Below are 16,197 nucleotides of genomic sequence, written 5' to 3' on the forward strand. Positions count from 1 at the left end.
CTGCACGGGTGCTCATCCGCTCGTTCCCGGCCGGCGCCTTCGGCACCAACTGCTACGCCGTCGCCCCCGGGCCCGGCCAGGAGTGCGTCGTCGTCGACCCGGGCATGGACGCGGTCGAGCCGCTGGCCCGGGTGCTCGCCGACGACGGCCTCAAGCCGGTCGCCGTCGTCCTCACCCACGGCCACCTCGACCACACCTTCTCCGTGCTGCCCGTCTGCGAGGGCTACGACATCCCGGCCTACCTGCACCCCGACGACTCGGGCATGCTCGCCGACCCCGCGCGCTGGCACGGGCCGGCGCTGGCGCCGCTGATCACCGGCGTCCGGCTGCCCGACCCCACCGAGGTCGAGCCGCTCGCCGACGGCGCGGTCCTCTCTCTGGCCGGCGTCGAGCTGACCGTCCGCCACGCGCCCGGCCACACGCGGGGATCGGTGGTCTTCTCCCTCGACCTCGGGGAGGCCCCCGGCCTGCTGGCCGGCGACGTGCTGTTCGCCGGGTCGGTCGGCCGGGTGGACCTGCCCGGCGGCTCCTGGGAGGCGATGCTCACCTCGCTGCGCGAGGTGGTCCTGCCGCTGGACGACGAGACCGTCGTGCTGCCCGGCCACGGCCCGGCGACGACGATCGGGCGCGAGCGGGCGACCAACCCGTACCTGGCCGAGGCCGCGTCGGCTCCGAGGGGACGCGGACTGTGAGCGGGCTGAGCGCGCCCAAGGGCACCTTCGACGTCCTGCCGCCGGACTCGGCGCGCTTCCTCGCCGTCCGCGAGACGCTCACCGCGCCGCTGCGGCGGGCCGGCTACGGCTACGTCGAGACGCCGGTGTTCGAGGAGACCGCGGTGTTCTCCCGCGGCGTGGGTGAGTCCACCGACGTCGTGACGAAGGAGATGTACACCTTCGACGACCGCGGCGGCCGCTCGCTCACGCTGCGCCCCGAGCTCACCGCCGGGCTCATGCGCGCGTTCATCGAGCACCGGCTGCACACCGGGCCGCTGCCGGTGAAGCTGTGGACCGTCGGCTCGGCGTTCCGCTACGAGCGCCCGCAGGCCGGCCGCTACCGCCACTTCACGCAGGTGGACATGGAGGCCCTCGGCGTCGACGACCCCGCGCTGGACGCCGAGGTCGTGGCGCTGGGCGTGCAGGGGTTCCGCGACCTCGGCCTGCGGGACTTCGAGCTGCTGCTCACCTCGCTCGGTGACTCCACCTGCCGGCCGCAGTACCGCGAGCTGCTCGTCGCCTACCTGGAGAAGCTGGACCTCGACGAGGAGACCCGGCGCCGGGCGGAGATCAACCCACTGCGGGTGCTCGACGACAAGCGGCCCGAGGTGCAGGCCCAGCTCGACGACGCCCCGCTGATGGTCGACCACCTGTCGGACTCCACGAAGGCGCACTACGACGCCGTCCGCCAGCACCTGACCGACCTCGGCGTGACCTGGACCGAGGCGCCCCGGCTGGTGCGCGGGCTGGACTACTACACGAAGACGACGTTCGAGTTCGTCCACCACGGGCTGGGCGCGCAGTCGGCGATCGGGGGCGGTGGGCGCTACGACGGGCTGTCCGCGGCGCTCGGCGGCCCGGACGTCAGCGGCATCGGGTACGCCGTCGGCGTCGACCGGACGCTGCTGGCCGTGCAGGCCGAGGGGCTCGACGTCGCCGCCGCGTCCGGCGTGCGGGCGTTCGTCGTGCCGCTGGGCGCCGACGCCAAGCGGCTGGCGGTCCGGCTGGTCGGGCAGCTGCGCGAGGCCGGTGTGTCCGCGGACACCGTCTACGGCGACCGCGGGCTCAAGGGCGCGATGAAGGCCGCCGACCGGTCGGGTGCCTCGCACGCGGTCGTCGTCGGCGAGCGGGACCTGGCCGAGGGCGTCGGCCAGCTGAAGGACCTGCGCACGGGGGAGCAGCGCGCCGTCCCCGTGGGTGACCTGTTCGAGGCGCTGAGAGCTGCGGTTGCTACGGGAGTGGTGAGCGAGTGATGGAGACCCGACCCCTCGGACGGACCGGCGCGGAGGTCGGCGTCGTCGGCCTGGGCACCTGGCAGCTGGGCGGTGACTGGGGCGACGTCGACGACGAGCGCGCCCTCGCCGTCCTGGAGGCGGCGCTCGACGACGGCGTGACCCTGCTCGACACCGCCGACGTCTACGGCGACGGCCGCAGCGAGGAGCGCATCCGCAAGGCGCTGGCCGCCCGGTCGGAGCGGCCGTTCGTGGCCACCAAGGCCGGCCGCCGCGCCGACCCGTTCGAGGCCGCGCAGTACACCCCGGAGAACCTGCGGGCCTGGGTCGACCGGTCGCGGCGCAACCTCGGCGTCGACACCCTCGACCTGGTGCAGCTGCACTGCCCGCCGACCGCGGTCTACTCCGACCAGCGGGTGTACGACGCGCTCGACTCCCTCGTCGAGGACGGCGCGATCGCGGCCTACGGCGTCTCGGTGGAGACCGTCGCCGAGGGGCTGACCGCCCTGGAGCACCCCGGCGTGGCGACGATCCAGGTGATCCTCAACGTCTTCCGCCGCAAGCCGCTGGAGGAGCTGCTGCCGGCCGCGGCCGCGCGCGGCGTCGGCATCCTGGCGCGGGTGCCGCTGGCCAGCGGCCTGCTGTCCGGGAAGTACGACGAGTCGACGACGTTCGGCGCCGACGACCACCGGAACTTCAACCGCAACGGCGACGCCTTCGACGTCGGCGAGACCTTCGCCGGCGTGCCCTACGAGGTCGGCGTGGCCGCCGCGCGCGAGTTCACGGCCGTCTGCGGTGACCGCTCGCCGGCCCAGGTGGCGCTGCGCTGGGTGGTCCAGCAGCCGGGCGTCACCTGCGTCATCCCCGGCGCCCGCTCGGTGGAGCAGGTGCGGTCGAACGTCGCCGCCGCCGACCTCGCGCCGCTGACCGACGCCGAGCTCGCCGACCTCGAGCGGCTCTACGACGAGCGCATCCGGCAGCACGTCCACGACCGCTGGTGATCCACCCTTCCCCGAGAGAGGCCTGACCGTGCTCCGCACCCACGACGCCGGCACGCTGCGCGCGTCCGACGCCGGTTCCACCGTCACCCTCGCCGGCTGGGTGGCCCGCCGGCGCGACCACGGCGGCGTCGTCTTCGTCGACCTGCGCGACGCCTCGGGCTACGTCCAGGTCGTCGTCCGCGAGGAGGAGGCGCACGCCCTCCGCAACGAGTTCTGCGTGCTGGTGACCGGCGAGGTCCGGCAGCGGCCGGCGGGCAACGAGAACCCCGAGCTGCCCACCGGCGAGATCGAGGTGGCCGCCGCCGAGCTGCGGGTGCTGTCGCCGGCGGCGCCGCTGCCGTTCCCGATCGAGACCGACCAGGCAGCCAGCGACGACGTCCGCTACAAGTACCGCTACCTGGACCTGCGCCGGCAGGGCCCGGCCCGGATCCTGCGGCTGCGCAGCGAGGTCAACCGGATCGCCCGTGGCGTCATGGCCGGCCACGGCTTCACCGAGGTGGAGACGCCGGACCTCACCCGCTCGACCCCCGAGGGCGCGCGCGACTTCCTCGTGCCGGTGCGGCTGCAGCCGGGCAAGTGGTACGCCCTGCCGCAGTCCCCGCAGCTGTTCAAGCAGCTGCTGATGATCGGCGGGCTGGAGCGCTACTACCAGATCGCCCGCTGCTTCCGGGACGAGGACTTCCGCGCCGACCGGCAGCCGGAGTTCACCCAGCTCGACTTCGAGATGAGCTTCGTCGAGCGCGACGACGTCCTGGCCGTGGTCGAGGACGTCGTCCGGGCGCTGTGGCGCGAGCTGGCCTCCTACGACGTGCCCGAGATCCCGCGGATGACCTACCGCGAGGCGATGGACCGGTTCGGGTCGGACAAGCCCGACCTGCGCTTCGGCGTCGAGCTCACGGAGCTGACGGAGTTCTTCGCCGACACGCCGTTCCGGGTGTTCCAGGCGCCCTACGTCGGCGCGGTGGTCATGCCCGGCGGCGGCTCCCAGCCGCGGCGCGCGTTCGACGCCTGGCAGGACTGGGCCCGCTCGCGGGGCTACCGGGGCCTGGCGTACGTGACCGTCGCCGAGGACGGCACGCTCGGCGGCCCGGTGGCCAAGAACGTCTCCGACGCCGAGCGCGAGGGCCTCGTGGCCGCCGTCGGCGCGAACCCGGGGGACTGCGTGTTCTTCGCCGCGGGCCCGCGCCGGTCCTCCCAGGAGCTGCTCGGCGCCGCGCGCAACGAGATCGCCCGGCGGCTGGAGCTCGTCGAGCCCGGCTCCTGGTCGTTCCTGTTCGTCGTCGACTTCCCGATGTTCGAGGAGACCGAGGACGGCGACTGGACGTTCATGCACCACCCGTTCACCTCGCCCACCCCGGAGTGGCGGGAGCGGTTCGCCGAGGACAAGGCCGACGCGCTGTCGGACGCCTACGACCTCGTCGTCAACGGCAACGAGCTGGCCAGCGGGTCGGTCCGGATCGCGGACCCGGAGCTGCAGGAGCGGGTGTTCGAGACCCTCGGGATGTCCCGCGAGGAGGCCCGCGAGCGCTTCGGGTTCTTCCTCGAGGCGTTCGCCTACGGCCCGCCGCCGCACGCCGGCGCCGCGCTCGGCTGGGACCGGCTGACCGCGCTGCTGGCCGGGGTCGAGTCGATCCGCGAGGTCATCGCGTTCCCGAAGACCGGCGCCGGCTACGACCCGCTGACCGGCGCGCCGACGCCGATCACCGACGCGCAGCGCAAGGAGGCGGGCATCGACGCCGTCGCCGACGAGCCCGCGCTGCCCGGCGAGCCCGGCGCCCCCGGCCCGAGCGACCCGACCAGGTGAGGGCCCGGCCGGGCCGGCTGCTCAGCCGGCCCGGTCGGCCACCTCGGGCGGCCAGACGACGCGGAAGCGCTCGAACACGACCTCGAGCGCGTCGTCCCAGGTCTGCCCCCGGGCCTGCTGCGTGCGGGTGAAGTAGCGCAGGTGGCCCTCGAGCCAGCTCGCGCGGGTGCGGTCGTCCTCGCCCTCGTCCCACGCGAAGGCGTCGTCGACGCTGTCGAGACGGCCGATGCGCAGCTCGGTGCTGCGCAGGACCACGCGCGGGCGGCCCTCGCCGTCGCAGGCGATCCAGTGCCCGCCGATGCGGGGCAGCGGCACGCCCTCGTACGCGAAGTCCGCGACCAGGGCCGCGGTGGCCCGCTTGGTGCCGGCGAGCACCAGCCCGACCAGCTCGTCGGCGAGCGCGCGGCTGTCGCCGAAGCGCTCGACGGGCGGCTCGTCCTCGGGCGGGCCGCCCCCCGGCCGGCTCGCGGTGTACTCCCGCCACATCGCGGCGGCCTCCTCGCGGCGCGGCGCGGCCGGTGCGTCGTCGGTGCTCACCGGCCCATCCTCGACGCGCCGGGTGCCGCGGCGGGAGACTGCGCGCGCACGGACGGAGGTCTGCGATGCGCGTGGTGGTCGCCGCGATGCCCTTCGCCGGCCACGCGGCGCCCATGGCCGCGCTGGCCGGGGAGCTGACCGCCCGTGGGCACGAGGTGGTCGCCTACACCGGCCGGCGGTACGCCGCGCGGTTCACCGCGGTCGGGGCGTCCTGGCTGCCGTGGGAGCGGGCGCCGGACTTCGACGACACCGACCTGCGCGCGACCTTCCCGCAGGTGGGCGACGGCCGCGGCATGCGCGCGGTGGCCACGAACCTCGAGCACGTGTTCCTGCGCACCGGCGCGGGCCAGGCGCGGGACGTCGAGGCCGCGGGGCCGGTGGACCTGCTGGTCAGCGACCAGCTGGCGCTGGGCTGCAGCCTGGTCGCCGAGCGCACCGGGACCCCGTGGGCGTCGGTGTCGCTGGTGCCGCTGTCGATGCCGTCGCGGGACCTCCCGCCGTTCGGCACCGGCCTGCTGCCCGGGCGCGGCCGGCTCGGGCGGGCCCGCGACGCCGCGCTGCGGGCGCTGGTGGCGCGCACGCTGGTGCGCCGCATCGACGCCGTCCTCACCGAGGTGCGCGCCGAGGCCGGCCTGCCGCCGGCGCGGTCCACGGCGCTGGAGGCGTTCGCCTCGCCGCAGCTGGTGCTCGCCCACGGCGTCCCCGAGCTCGAGCACCCGCGCAGCGACCTGCCCCGTCAGGTGCACTTCGTCGGGCAGCTCGCGCCGCCACCCGCCGGACGCGAGCCGCCGTCGTGGTGGCCGGGGCTGCTCGCCGACGGCCGCCCGGTCGTGCACGTCACCCAGGGCACCTACGACGTCGACCCGCGCGACCTGCTCCTCCCGGCCCTGCGCGGACTGGCAGGCGCCGACGTCGTGGTCGCGGCCGCCAGCGGGTCCGGGGCGCTGCCGGCGGACGCCGTGCCGCCGAACGCGCAGCAGGCGGAGCTCCTCCCGTACGACCTGCTGCTGCCGCGGACGGCGGTGGTGGTCACCAACGGCGGCTGGGGCGGTGTGCTGGCGGCGCTCGGGGCCGGGGTGCCGCTGGTAGTGGCCGGCGGCACGCTCGACAAGCCGGAGATCGCCCGCCGGGTGGCCGCCTCCGGCGCCGGCGTCGACCTGCGCACCGGCCGACCCGCGCCGCGGCAGGTGGCCGCCGCGGTGGAGCGGGTGCTCGCCGCCCCCTCCTTCCGCGCGCGGGCGGCGGCCGTGGCGGCGTCCCTGGCCCGGCACGGCGGGGCGGCCGCCGCCGCCGACCTGCTGGAACGGCTGGTCGCCGAGGGCGGTCCGGTGGAGCGCGCCGACGCCGACCCGTGGGGTGTCGGGGGAGCGGTGGCGGGAGGCCGGTCCTAGGGTGCGGCGCATGCCGCTGCGCGCCCGCACCCTGCTCGGTCCCGGCCCCTCCAACCCCTACCCGGAGGCGACGGTCGCCCTCGGGCAGCCGCTGCTCGGCCACCTCGACCCGGTGTTCCTCGGCGTCCTCGACGAGACCTCCGAGCGGCTGCGCACCGTCTTCGGCACGGCCAACCGGCGCACGCTGCCGCTGTCGGCGACCGGGTCGGCGGGGATGGAGGCGGCGTTCGTCAACACCGTGGGGCCGGGCGACGTCGTCGTCGTGGCGGTCAACGGGCTCTTCGGCGAGCGGATGGTCGACGTCGCGTCCCGGTGCGGCGCCGAGGTGGTGCGGGTCGACCACGAGTGGGGCTCGCCCGTGGACGCCTCCCGGGTCCTGGAGGCGCACCCCGCGCCGAAGCTGATCGCGGCCGTCCACGCGGAGACCTCGACGGGCGTGCTGTCGGACCTGGAGCCGCTCGCGGCCGGCAAGGGCGACGCGCTGCTGCTCGCCGACTGCGTGACCTCGCTGGGCGGCATCCCGGTGCGGCTGGACGACTGGGGCGTCGACCTCGCCTACGCCGGCTCGCAGAAGTGCCTGGGCGTCGCGCCCGGGCTGGCGCCGTTCACCATCTCCGACCGTGCGTGGGAGCGGCGGGTGGAGAAGCCGCGCAGCTGGTACCTCGACCTCGGCATGCTCGGCGGCTACGCGGGGGAGGCGGCCGGGTCGGGTGGCCGCACCTACCACCACACCGCGCCGACCGGGATGGTCGTGTCGCTGCACGCCGGGCTCGGCCGGATCCTCGACGAGGGCCTGGACGCGGTGCACGCCCGGCACGCCGAGGCCGGCCGGCTGCTGCACGAGGGCTTGCAGGAGATGGGCCTGGAGCTGTTCGCCGCGGAGGGGCACCGGCTGCCGGAGCTCACCACCGTGCGGGTGCCCGACGGCGTCGACTCCGCGGCCGTCCGCAAGGAGCTGCTCGAGCGCTACGACCTGGAGATCGGCGGCGGCGTCGGCGCGTACGCGGCCACGGTCTGGCGGATCGGGCTCATGGGCCACAACGCCCGCCCCGACACGGTCGCCCTGGTGCTCGCCGCGCTGCGCGAGGTCCTGGGCCGCTGAGCCGGCGCCGCGAGTCGACCATCGGGTGCGTGCACGCGCGGGCGGTGTGCCGGCGCGTGTCGCGTGCACGCTTCCGACGATCACGACGGCGCGGTGCCGGGACGCCAGCCGCGGCTGAGCAGCGCGCCGCGGGACCGCTCGACCACCACGGCCGGCCCGGACAGGTGCCGTCCGGCGAAGCGCAGCACCAGCCAGCCGTCGGTCGCCATGAGCGAGTAGCGGTCGACGTCGCGCCCGAACTGGCCGGTGTCAGCGTGCTGCCGGCCCTCGTACTCGACGGCCACCCGGTGGCGACGCCGTCCCGGGGATCGCGGTCACCGTGCTGCAGTCGGTGCTGCCGCCGTCGGTGTACGTGTCCGGCCTCGGCACCGCGCTGGTCTGGCTGCAGGCCCTCCTGCTGGCGACGGCGCTGGTCGTTGTCGGCGTCCGGCCGGGAGCGCGGCTGGTGCTGTGGCCGGTCGTCGTGCTGGTCGCGTGGCTGGTCGGCCCGGCGCTGACCGCGGTGGCGTGGTGGGAACCGCTGCTGCGTCCCGGCACGGGCCTGCCGCGGACGCTCGGCGACGCGCTCGCGGGGGCGTGGCAGGTCTTCGGCCTGGCGGCGTCCCCTCTCGGCCGGGACCGGGGACCGTGGGTCGCCGCCGTGGTCCTGGCGGTGTTCGTGGCGGTGCTGCTCGACGGCCACCGCCGCGCCCAGGCGGGATCCGTCCCCGTGAGTTGATCATCGGGTCGTTGCCGCTGACACGTGCGGGCACGCCGGCGGGAGCGGCAACGAGACGATGATCGACTCCAGGCGGGGACGTCCACAGGCGCCGCGGTGTCCACAACCGTCCGTCACCGCCCGCCCGGCGCCGGCCCCGGCGGCACGGTCCCGCCATGGACGACGTCGAACTCCCGTTGGTCCACACCTGGTCGGAGGCACGCGCGGCCGGGGCGCGGCGGCGGCAGGTGGCCACGGACGGGCGACGGCTCACCCGCGGGCTCCACCTCTCCGCCGCCGCGGAGCAGGGCCTTCCAGCCCGCTGCCGCGCCTGGACCCGGCTGCTCCCCCCGGACGCCGCCTTCGGGCTGGGCACCGCGGCGGCCCTGCTCGGCGGGCACACTGACCCTCCACCTGAGGTCGAGGTCGTGTTGCGGCCCTGGCCGGTGCTGCCGCAGCGGCGCGGGCTGGCGGTGCACGTCCGGGACCTGCGCGCGGAGGACGTCACCGAGGTCGCGGGCCTGCGGGTCACCTCCGGTGCGCAGACCTTCCTCGACCTGGCGCCACGGCTCCCACCGGCTGAACTGGTCGCCGTGGGTGACGCGCTCCTCCGCGCCGGGCGCCTCGACGCGGCGGCGCTCGATCGACGCCTCGGCCGAGCCGGCCGGACCCGGGGCGCCGTCCGTGCGCGGGAGTGCGCGCCGCTGCTGTCCCCGGGCGCGATGTCCCGTCCGGAGTCGCTGCTGCGCTACTGGCTGGTGACCAGCGACCTGCCCGAGCCGCAGGTGCAGGTGCCGGTCCTCGACCGGTGGGGCCGAGTGGTCGCGCACGCCGACCTCGGGTACGCCGAGCACCGGCTGGTGATCGAGTACGAGGGCCGGCAGCACGCCGAGGCGGAGCAGTTCGGCCGCGACGTCGACCGGTACTCGCTGATGGCCGCTGGCGGGTGGTTGGTGCTGCGCTTCGCCGGACGGCACCTGGGCGGGCCCGCCGTCGTCGTCGAGCGCACGCGGCGGGCGCTGCTCAGCCGCGGGTGGCGCCCACCGAGTTGATCACCGGGATGTTGCCGCTGACACGCGCGGACACGCCGGCGCGTACGGCAACCAGCCGATGGTCGACTCAGAGTCGGCCCGTTCAGGAGCCGTTCAGGCGGGCCAGCTGGTCCCGGGTGAGCTCCAGGTCGGCCGCGGCGGCCGAGTCCTGGATGGACGCCGGCCGCGACGCGCCGGGGATGGGCACGACGACGTCGGCCTGGGCGAGGTGCCAGGCCAGCGTCACCCGGTACACCGACACGCCCAGCTCGGACGCGACCTCCGCGAACGCCGGCGCGGTGGCCGACAGCGACCCGGCCGCGGTCACACCGCCGAACGGGCTCCACGGCAGGAACGCGAGCCCGTGCGCCGCGCAGTGCTGCACCTCGTCGGCCGAGAACCGCCACCCCGGCGAGAACTGGTTCTGCACGGCCGCCAGCGCCGGGCCGACGATGGAGCGGGCGACGTCGATCTGCGCGACGTCGGCGTTGGAGATGCCGACCATCTGCACCAGGCCGTCGTCGGCGAGCTGCCGCAGCGCGCCCATCGAGTCCTCCCACGGCGTGTCCGGGTCGGGCCGGTGGTACTGGTACAGCCCGATCGCGTCCACGCCCAGCCGCCGCAGCGAGGCCTCGCACGCCCGCCGCAGGTGGGCCGGCGACCCGTCGAGCTCCCAGTCGGTGCCCCGCCGGGTGTGCCCGCCCTTGGTCGCCACGAGCACCTGCGAGGGATCGCCACCCCAGGAGGCCAGCGCCTCGGCCACGAGCGTCTCGTTGTGCCCGAACTCGGACTCGTCGCGGGCGTAGGCGTCGGCGGTGTCGACCAGGGTCACGCCGGCGTCCAGCGCCGCGTGGACGACGGCGACCGCCTCCTCGCGGGTCGGCCGGTCGGTCTTGGTCGACAGGGGCATGGCCCCCAGGCCGATCGCGCTGACGGTGCGGTCTCCGATGCGTCGCTGCTGCACGGGGCTGTCGTGCCCCACGGGTAGCGTCGCTACCCGTGACGAGCCTGTTCGACGAGCCGGCGGAGGCCGGGAGCGACGTCGTCGACCCGGGCGCGCCGCTGGCGGTGCGCATGCGCCCGCGCTCCCTCGACGAGGTCGTCGGCCAGTCCCACCTGCTCGGCCCGCGGGCGCCGCTGCGCCGCCTGGTGGAGGCCGACGAGCCGATGTCGCTGGTCCTCTACGGCCCGCCGGGCACCGGCAAGACGACGCTGGCGCACGTCATCTCGCTGGCCACCAAGCGGCAGTTCGTGCAGCTGTCGGCGCTCGACGCCGGCGTCAAGGAGGTCCGGGCGGTCATCACCGCGGCCAAGCGGGAGCTCACCTACGCCGGCCGGCGCACCGTGCTGTTCATCGACGAGGTGCACCGGTTCTCCAAGACCCAGCAGGACTCGCTGCTGTCGGCCGTCGAGGACCGCATCGTCAGCCTGATCGCCGCCACCACCGAGAACCCGTTCTTCTCCGTCGTCAGCCCGCTGCTGTCCCGCAGCCTCGTGCTCGCGCTGCAGCCGCTGTCCGACGACGACGTCCGCACGCTGCTGCACCGGGCGCTGACCAGCGACCGCGGGCTCGGCGGGGCGCTCACGCTGAGCCCCGAGGCCGAGGAGCACCTCGTGCGCGTGGCCGGCGGCGACGGGCGCAAGGCGCTGACCGCGCTGGAGTCCGGCGCGGGTGCCGCGCGGGCCGCGGGTGCGGCCGAGATCGACCTGGTCACCCTGGAGACCGCCGTCGCGCAGGCGGCGGTGCGCTACGACCGCCAGGGCGACATGCACTACGACGTCGCCAGCGCGCTGATCAAGTCGATCCGCGGCAGCGACGTCGACGCCGCGCTGCACTACCTCGCCCGCATGGTGGTGGCGGGGGAGGACCCGCGGTTCATCGCCCGCCGGCTGGTCATCTCCGCCAGCGAGGACATCGGCATGGCCGACCCGACGGCGCTGCAGACCGCGGTCGCCGCCGCGCAGGCGGTGCAGCTCATCGGCATGCCCGAGGGGCACTTCCCGCTGGCGCACGCCGTCGTCCACCTGGCCACCGCCCCCAAGTCGAACGCGGTCACGGTGGCGATCGGCGAGTCGGTGGCCGACGTCCGCGCGGGCCTGGGCGGGCCGGTCCCGGCCGGCCTGCGCGACGCCCACTACGCCGGGGCCAAGAAGCTGGGCCACGGGTCGACCTACGTCTACCCGCACGACGCGCCCGACGGGATCGTGCCGCAGCAGTACCCGCCCGACGGGCTGGTCGGCCGCGACTACTACCGGCCCACACCCCGCGGCGCGGAGGCGGGCATCGGCGCCCGCCTGGGCAAGCTCCGGGCGATCGTCCGCCGGCACCCGCGGGAGAGCCGGGGCGCGGACCGGGCGGGCCGCGGCGCCTGACGGGCCGGCGTCGTCCGGCGCACCCGATGGGCGCCGGAGGCCGCGACTACTGTTGCCACGCCGGTCGTTGCCGACCACGCCGGCCGCCGACGGAGAAGAGGAGACGCCGCGTGTCCGCAGGAGAGTGGGCCGGACTGATCGCCGCCCTGGCGCTGGTGCTGCTGGTGCTGCTGCTGGCCGTCCCGCTGCTGAAGCTGGGACGCACCCTGGACGAGGCCACGCTGACCATCCGGCAGACCCGGGAGGAGAGCCGGCCGATCCTCACCCAGGCGCAGACGACGATCGCCCAGGTCAACAGCAACCTCGAGCGGGTCGACGACATCACCGGCAACGCGGCGAACGTGTCGAGCAACGTCGCGGCGCTGACCAGCGTCGTCGCCGCCACCGTGGGCAGCCCGCTGATCAAGGTCGCCGCGTTCAGCTACGGCGTCCGCAGCGCGACGAGGAAGCGCCGCGAGGGCCAGGCGATCGCCGAGGCCGCCGCCCGTGACAAGGCCGAGCGCCGCGCGCGCCGCGCCGCCCGGCGGGCCGCCTGATGCGCCGGCTGTTCTGGCTGGCGATGGGCATCACCATCGGCGCGCTCGTCGTCCGCAAGCTGTCCCGGGCCGCGGAGAAGCTCACCCCGCAGGGCATCGCCGGCGCGCTGGTCGAGGGCCTGCGCGACCTCGCCGACGCGATCGGCGAGTTCGGCGCCGACGTGCGCGCCGCGGCCGCGGCCCGCGAGGAGGAGCTGCGCTCCGGCACCGGGCTCGACGCGCCGCTGCCCGAGCGCGACACGACCCAGCTCCAGCTCCCCGGGCGACGCGGCGCCCACGCCGCCGACCGCTGAGCACCCACCCCGCGGGGGCCGCCCCCGCCACCCTGCCCCTGTCGCCGGAGACCGAGTAGGCCATGCAGACCGCCGAGATCCGCCGCCGCTTCCTGCAGCACTTCGAGCAGCGCGGCCACACCGTCGTCCCCAGCGCCTCGCTGGTGTCGCCGGACCCCTCCCTGCTGTTCACCGTCGCCGGCATGGTGCCGTTCATCCCGTACCTGACCGGCCGCGAGCCCGCGCCGTTCCCGCGGGCCACCAGCGTGCAGAAGTGCGTGCGCACCCTCGACATCGAGGAGGTGGGCAAGACCACCCGCCACGGCACGTTCTTCCAGATGAACGGCAACTTCTCCTTCGGGGACTACTTCAAGGAGGGGGCGATCCAGCACGCCTGGGACCTGGTCACCGGGCGGGTGGAGGACGGCGGGCTGGGCTTCGACCCCGACCGCATCTGGGTCACCGTCTACCTCGACGACGACGAGGCCGCCGACGCCTGGCACCGCATCGCCGGGCTGCCGCTCGAGCGCATCCAGCGGCTGGGCAAGAAGGACAACTACTGGCACACCGGCGCCGACGGCCCCGGCGGCCCGTGCTCGGAGATCTACTTCGACCGCGGCCCCGCGTACGGCCCCGACGGCGGCCCGCTGGTCGACACGGCCGGTGACCGGTTCCTGGAGATCTGGAACCTCGTCTTCATGCAGTACGAGCTCACCGACGTCCGGAGCAAGGAGGACTTCCGGATCGTCGGGGAGCTGCCGAAGAAGAACATCGACACCGGCATGGGCCTGGAGCGGGTGGCCTTCCTGCTGCAGGGCGTCGACAACATGTACGAGATCGACGAGGTGGCGCCGGTGCTGCGCCGCGCCGCCGACCTCGCCGGCGTCACCTACGGCAAGGACCACGACGCCGACGTCCGGCTGCGCGTGGTCGCCGACCACGTCCGCAGCGGCCTGATGCTCATCGGCGACGGCGTCACCCCCGGCAACGAGGGCCGCGGCTACATCCTCCGCCGGCTGCTGCGCCGCGCGGTCCGCTCGATGCGGCTGCTCGGCGTCGACGCCGCCACGCTGCCCGAGCTGCTGCCGGTCTCCCGCGACGCGATGGGCGCGAGCTACCCCGAGCTGGTCACCGACTTCGACCGCATCTCCGCCGTCGCCTACGCCGAGGAGGAGGCGTTCCGCCGCACCCTCGCCTCGGGCACCGCGCTGTTCGACACCGCCGTCGCGCGGGCCAAGGCCGCCGGGACGCCGTCGCTGTCGGGGGAGCAGGCGTTCTCCCTGCACGACACCTACGGCTTCCCGATCGACGTCACCCTCGAGATGGCCGCCGAGCAGGGCGTGACCGTCGACGAGGACGGCTTCCGGGCGCTCATGCAGCAGCAGCGCGACCGGGCCCGCGCCGACGCCCGCGCCAAGCGCACCGGCTCGGTCGACGTCCTGGCCTACCGCCGGCTGCTGGCCGACCACGGCCCCACCGACTGGCGGGCCTACTCCACCCTGCGCACCGACTCCCGCGTGCTCGGCCTGGTCGCCGACCTCGCCGCGGAGGAGGGTGCCCCGGCCGCGCCGGCCGGGCCGGGCGAGGTCACCCGCGTGGTCCTGGACCGGACGCCGTTCTACGCCGAGTCCGGCGGCCAGGTCGCCGACGCCGGCACCCTGACCTGGGACGGCGGCCGCGCCGAGGTGCTCGACGTGCAGCGGCCGGTCAAGGGCCTGGTCGTGCACCAGGTCCGGGTCCTCGAGGGCGAGCTGGCCGAGGGCGCGGAGCTCACCGCCGAGGTGGACCGCGAGTGGCGGCTGTCGGCCTGCCAGGCGCACTCGGGCACGCACGTGGTGCACGCCGCGCTGCGCCAGGTGCTCGGCCCGCAGGCGCTGCAGTCGGGCTCCTACAACCGCCCGGGCTACCTGCGGCTGGACTTCGCCTGGCAGGGGGCGCTCACCCTGCAGCAGCGGCACGACATCGAGGACGTCGCCAACGCGGCCGTGCGCGCCGACCACCGGGTCACCGCCACCTACATGACGCTGCCCGAGGCCCAGGCGATCGGCGCGCTGGCGCTGTTCGGCGAGACCTACGGCGAGCAGGTGCGCGTCGTCGAGATCGGCGGCCCCTGGTCGCGCGAGCTGTGCGGTGGCACGCACGTCGCCGGCTCGGCGCAGATCGGCACGCTCGCGCTGACCGGCGAGTCGTCGGTCGGCTCGGGCGCGCGGCGCGTGGAGGCCGTCGTCGGCCTCGAGGGCTTCCGCTACCTGGCCCGCGAGCGCGACCTGGTGCGCCAGCTCGGCGAGCTGCTCAAGTCGCCCACCGACGGGCTGGTCGACCGGGTCGGCGGCATCCTGTCCCGGCTGCGCGACGTGGAGCGGGAGGTCGCCGACCTGCGCGCCCAGCAGACCCAGGCCGCGGCCGGTCAGCTGGCGGCGGGCGCGACGGACGTCGGCGGGGTCGCCGTCGTCACCGCGGCGCCGGCCGGCCTGTCCGGCGGTGACCTGCGCACCCTCGCCCTGGACGTCCGCGGGCGGCTCGGCGAGCGCCCCGCGGTCGTCTTGCTGGCCTCGGAGTCGGGGGGCAAGGTGGCTCTGGTCGCAGCACTGACCCCCGCCGCCCAGCAGCGCGGGTTGTCCGCCAGCGACGTGCTGCGTGCCGCGGCGGCCCCGGTCGGGGGCCGCGGTGGTGGCAAGCCCGACGTCGCCCAGGGCGGCGGCACGGACCCGGGCGGCATCCCCGCCGCCCTGCAGGCCGGCGAAGAGGCGGTCGCGACCGCCACAGGGAGGTGAGCGGAGTGCCCGAGCAGCGCCCCGACGAGACCGGTCCGGTGGGGGAGCGGCGCGTGCAGGGCCGCCCGGCGGTGCCGCCGTCGCGGCCCCGGCAGACCCCGCCCCCGGCGCAGCAGCCGGTGCACCACCGCACCGAGCAGATCGACCTGCGTGCCGGCTTCCCGCCGGTGCGCAACGAGACCACCGAGATCGACCTGTCCCAGGGGCTGCCCGCGGGGCTGCCGCTGCCGCCGCGCCGGTCCCGCCAGGGCCGCCGGCTCGGGCTCGACGTCGGCACGGTGCGGATCGGCGTCGCGCTGTCGGACCCCACCGGCACGCTGGCCAGCCCGCTGGAGACCGTGGAGCGCCGCCGCGACGGCGGCGACCTCGACCGGATCGCCGCCCTCGTCGAGGAACACGAGGTGACAGAGGTGATCGTGGGGGAGCCGAGGCACCTGTCGGGTGCGTCGGGCGCCTCCGCCCGGGAAGCGCGTGCCTACTCTCGGTCACTCGCCGGGCGCATCGGCAGCGTGCCCGTGCACCTCGTCGACGAGAGGCTCTCCACCGTGACCGCAGCCGGTTCCCTGCGGGCCAACGGGCTCGACAGCCGCGCCCAGCGTCCCGTGATCGACCAGGCCGCCGCCGTGGTCATCCTCCAGGCGTACCTCGACGCCCAGCGGGGGCGCTCATGACCGAGCTCGCGAGGTCGTGCAAGGGCACAGCACCGGTGGGCACCGGTACGCCGAGCGTCAGCG

At 75.7% G+C, this 16,197-nt stretch carries 16 protein-coding genes; 13 read left to right on the top strand and 3 right to left on the bottom strand.

Annotation, left to right across the window (positions count from 1 at the left end; translation table 11 throughout):
• The first annotated feature begins 8 nt into the window (after window positions 1-8).
• Genes ACI8AK_RS10700 through aspS form a run of 4 tightly spaced genes read left to right on the top strand, consistent with a single transcriptional unit; the run spans window position 9 to window position 4,750 of the window.
• Window positions 9-692, top strand: coding sequence for an MBL fold metallo-hydrolase (locus ACI8AK_RS10700; protein WP_456956191.1), 684 nt, complete (start codon window positions 9-11; stop codon window positions 690-692).
• On the top strand, window positions 689-1,966 hold the full coding sequence (gene hisS, locus ACI8AK_RS10705) for a histidine--tRNA ligase (RefSeq protein WP_387986773.1): 1,278 nt from the start codon (window positions 689-691) through the stop codon (window positions 1,964-1,966). The genes ACI8AK_RS10700 and hisS overlap by 4 nt, the downstream gene beginning before the upstream one ends.
• On the top strand, window positions 1,966-2,946 hold the full coding sequence (locus ACI8AK_RS10710; protein WP_456902769.1) for an aldo/keto reductase: 981 nt from the start codon (window positions 1,966-1,968) through the stop codon (window positions 2,944-2,946). Before hisS ends, ACI8AK_RS10710 begins: the two co-directional genes overlap by 1 nt.
• A 28-nt stretch (window positions 2,947-2,974) precedes the next feature.
• The gene (aspS, locus tag ACI8AK_RS10715; protein WP_456956193.1) at window positions 2,975-4,750 is read left to right on the top strand and encodes an aspartate--tRNA ligase; all 1,776 of its coding nucleotides are present in this window, start codon (window positions 2,975-2,977) and stop codon (window positions 4,748-4,750) included.
• Window positions 4,751-4,771: 21 nt separating this feature from the next.
• Here the strand turns inward: aspS and ACI8AK_RS10720 are convergent, their stop codons facing one another.
• Window positions 4,772-5,287, bottom strand: a complete 516-nt coding sequence (locus tag ACI8AK_RS10720) for an ASCH domain-containing protein (protein WP_456902771.1) — start codon at window positions 5,285-5,287, stop codon at window positions 4,772-4,774.
• A 65-nt stretch (window positions 5,288-5,352) separates the two neighbouring features.
• Between ACI8AK_RS10720 and ACI8AK_RS10725 the strand changes: the two genes are divergently transcribed.
• Together ACI8AK_RS10725 and ACI8AK_RS10730 are read left to right on the top strand one after the other, a co-directional pair.
• Window positions 5,353-6,678, top strand: a complete 1,326-nt coding sequence (locus ACI8AK_RS10725) for a glycosyltransferase (RefSeq protein WP_456956195.1) — start codon at window positions 5,353-5,355, stop codon at window positions 6,676-6,678.
• Window positions 6,679-6,688: 10 nt separating this feature from the next.
• Entirely contained in the window at window positions 6,689-7,780 is a 1,092-nt protein-coding gene (locus ACI8AK_RS10730) for a pyridoxal-phosphate-dependent aminotransferase family protein (RefSeq protein WP_456902773.1), read from the top strand.
• 80 nt (window positions 7,781-7,860) lie between these two features.
• On the opposite strand, the gene ACI8AK_RS10735 is transcribed toward ACI8AK_RS10730, so the two are convergent.
• On the bottom strand, window positions 7,861-8,064 hold the full coding sequence (locus ACI8AK_RS10735; protein WP_456956197.1) for a hypothetical protein: 204 nt from the start codon (window positions 8,062-8,064) through the stop codon (window positions 7,861-7,863).
• 35 nt (window positions 8,065-8,099) lie between these two features.
• Here ACI8AK_RS10735 and ACI8AK_RS10740 point away from each other — a divergent pair, with 35 nt between their 5' ends.
• Both ACI8AK_RS10740 and ACI8AK_RS10745 read left to right on the top strand, forming a co-directional pair.
• Entirely contained in the window at window positions 8,100-8,498 is a 399-nt protein-coding gene (locus tag ACI8AK_RS10740) for a hypothetical protein (RefSeq protein WP_456956199.1), read from the top strand.
• 155 nt (window positions 8,499-8,653) lie between these two features.
• Window positions 8,654-9,529, top strand: a complete 876-nt coding sequence (locus ACI8AK_RS10745; protein ID WP_456956201.1) for an endonuclease domain-containing protein — start codon at window positions 8,654-8,656, stop codon at window positions 9,527-9,529.
• A gap of 82 nt (window positions 9,530-9,611) precedes the next feature.
• Here the strand turns inward: ACI8AK_RS10745 and ACI8AK_RS10750 are convergent, their stop codons facing one another.
• A complete protein-coding gene (locus ACI8AK_RS10750; protein ID WP_456956203.1) occupies window positions 9,612-10,472 on the bottom strand; it encodes an aldo/keto reductase in 861 nt (286 codons plus the stop codon).
• A gap of 35 nt (window positions 10,473-10,507) precedes the next feature.
• On the opposite strand from ACI8AK_RS10750, the gene ACI8AK_RS10755 reads away from it, so the two are divergent.
• From ACI8AK_RS10755 to ruvX, 5 genes are all read left to right on the top strand, one after another.
• The gene (locus ACI8AK_RS10755; RefSeq protein WP_456956204.1) at window positions 10,508-11,881 is read left to right on the top strand and encodes a replication-associated recombination protein A; all 1,374 of its coding nucleotides are present in this window, start codon (window positions 10,508-10,510) and stop codon (window positions 11,879-11,881) included.
• Window positions 11,882-11,991: 110 nt separating this feature from the next.
• A complete protein-coding gene (locus ACI8AK_RS10760) occupies window positions 11,992-12,417 on the top strand; it encodes a DUF948 domain-containing protein (RefSeq protein WP_387986799.1) in 426 nt (141 codons plus the stop codon).
• A complete protein-coding gene (locus ACI8AK_RS10765; protein WP_387986802.1) occupies window positions 12,417-12,710 on the top strand; it encodes a hypothetical protein in 294 nt (97 codons plus the stop codon). Before ACI8AK_RS10760 ends, ACI8AK_RS10765 begins: the two co-directional genes overlap by 1 nt.
• A 62-nt stretch (window positions 12,711-12,772) precedes the next feature.
• Window positions 12,773-15,463, top strand: a complete 2,691-nt coding sequence (gene alaS, locus ACI8AK_RS10770) for an alanine--tRNA ligase (protein ID WP_456956206.1) — start codon at window positions 12,773-12,775, stop codon at window positions 15,461-15,463.
• A 5-nt stretch (window positions 15,464-15,468) separates the two neighbouring features.
• A complete protein-coding gene (gene ruvX / locus ACI8AK_RS10775) occupies window positions 15,469-16,134 on the top strand; it encodes a Holliday junction resolvase RuvX (protein WP_387986806.1) in 666 nt (221 codons plus the stop codon).
• Window positions 16,135-16,197 lie beyond the last annotated feature (63 nt).

The organism is Geodermatophilus sp. SYSU D00867, assembly GCF_054050315.1.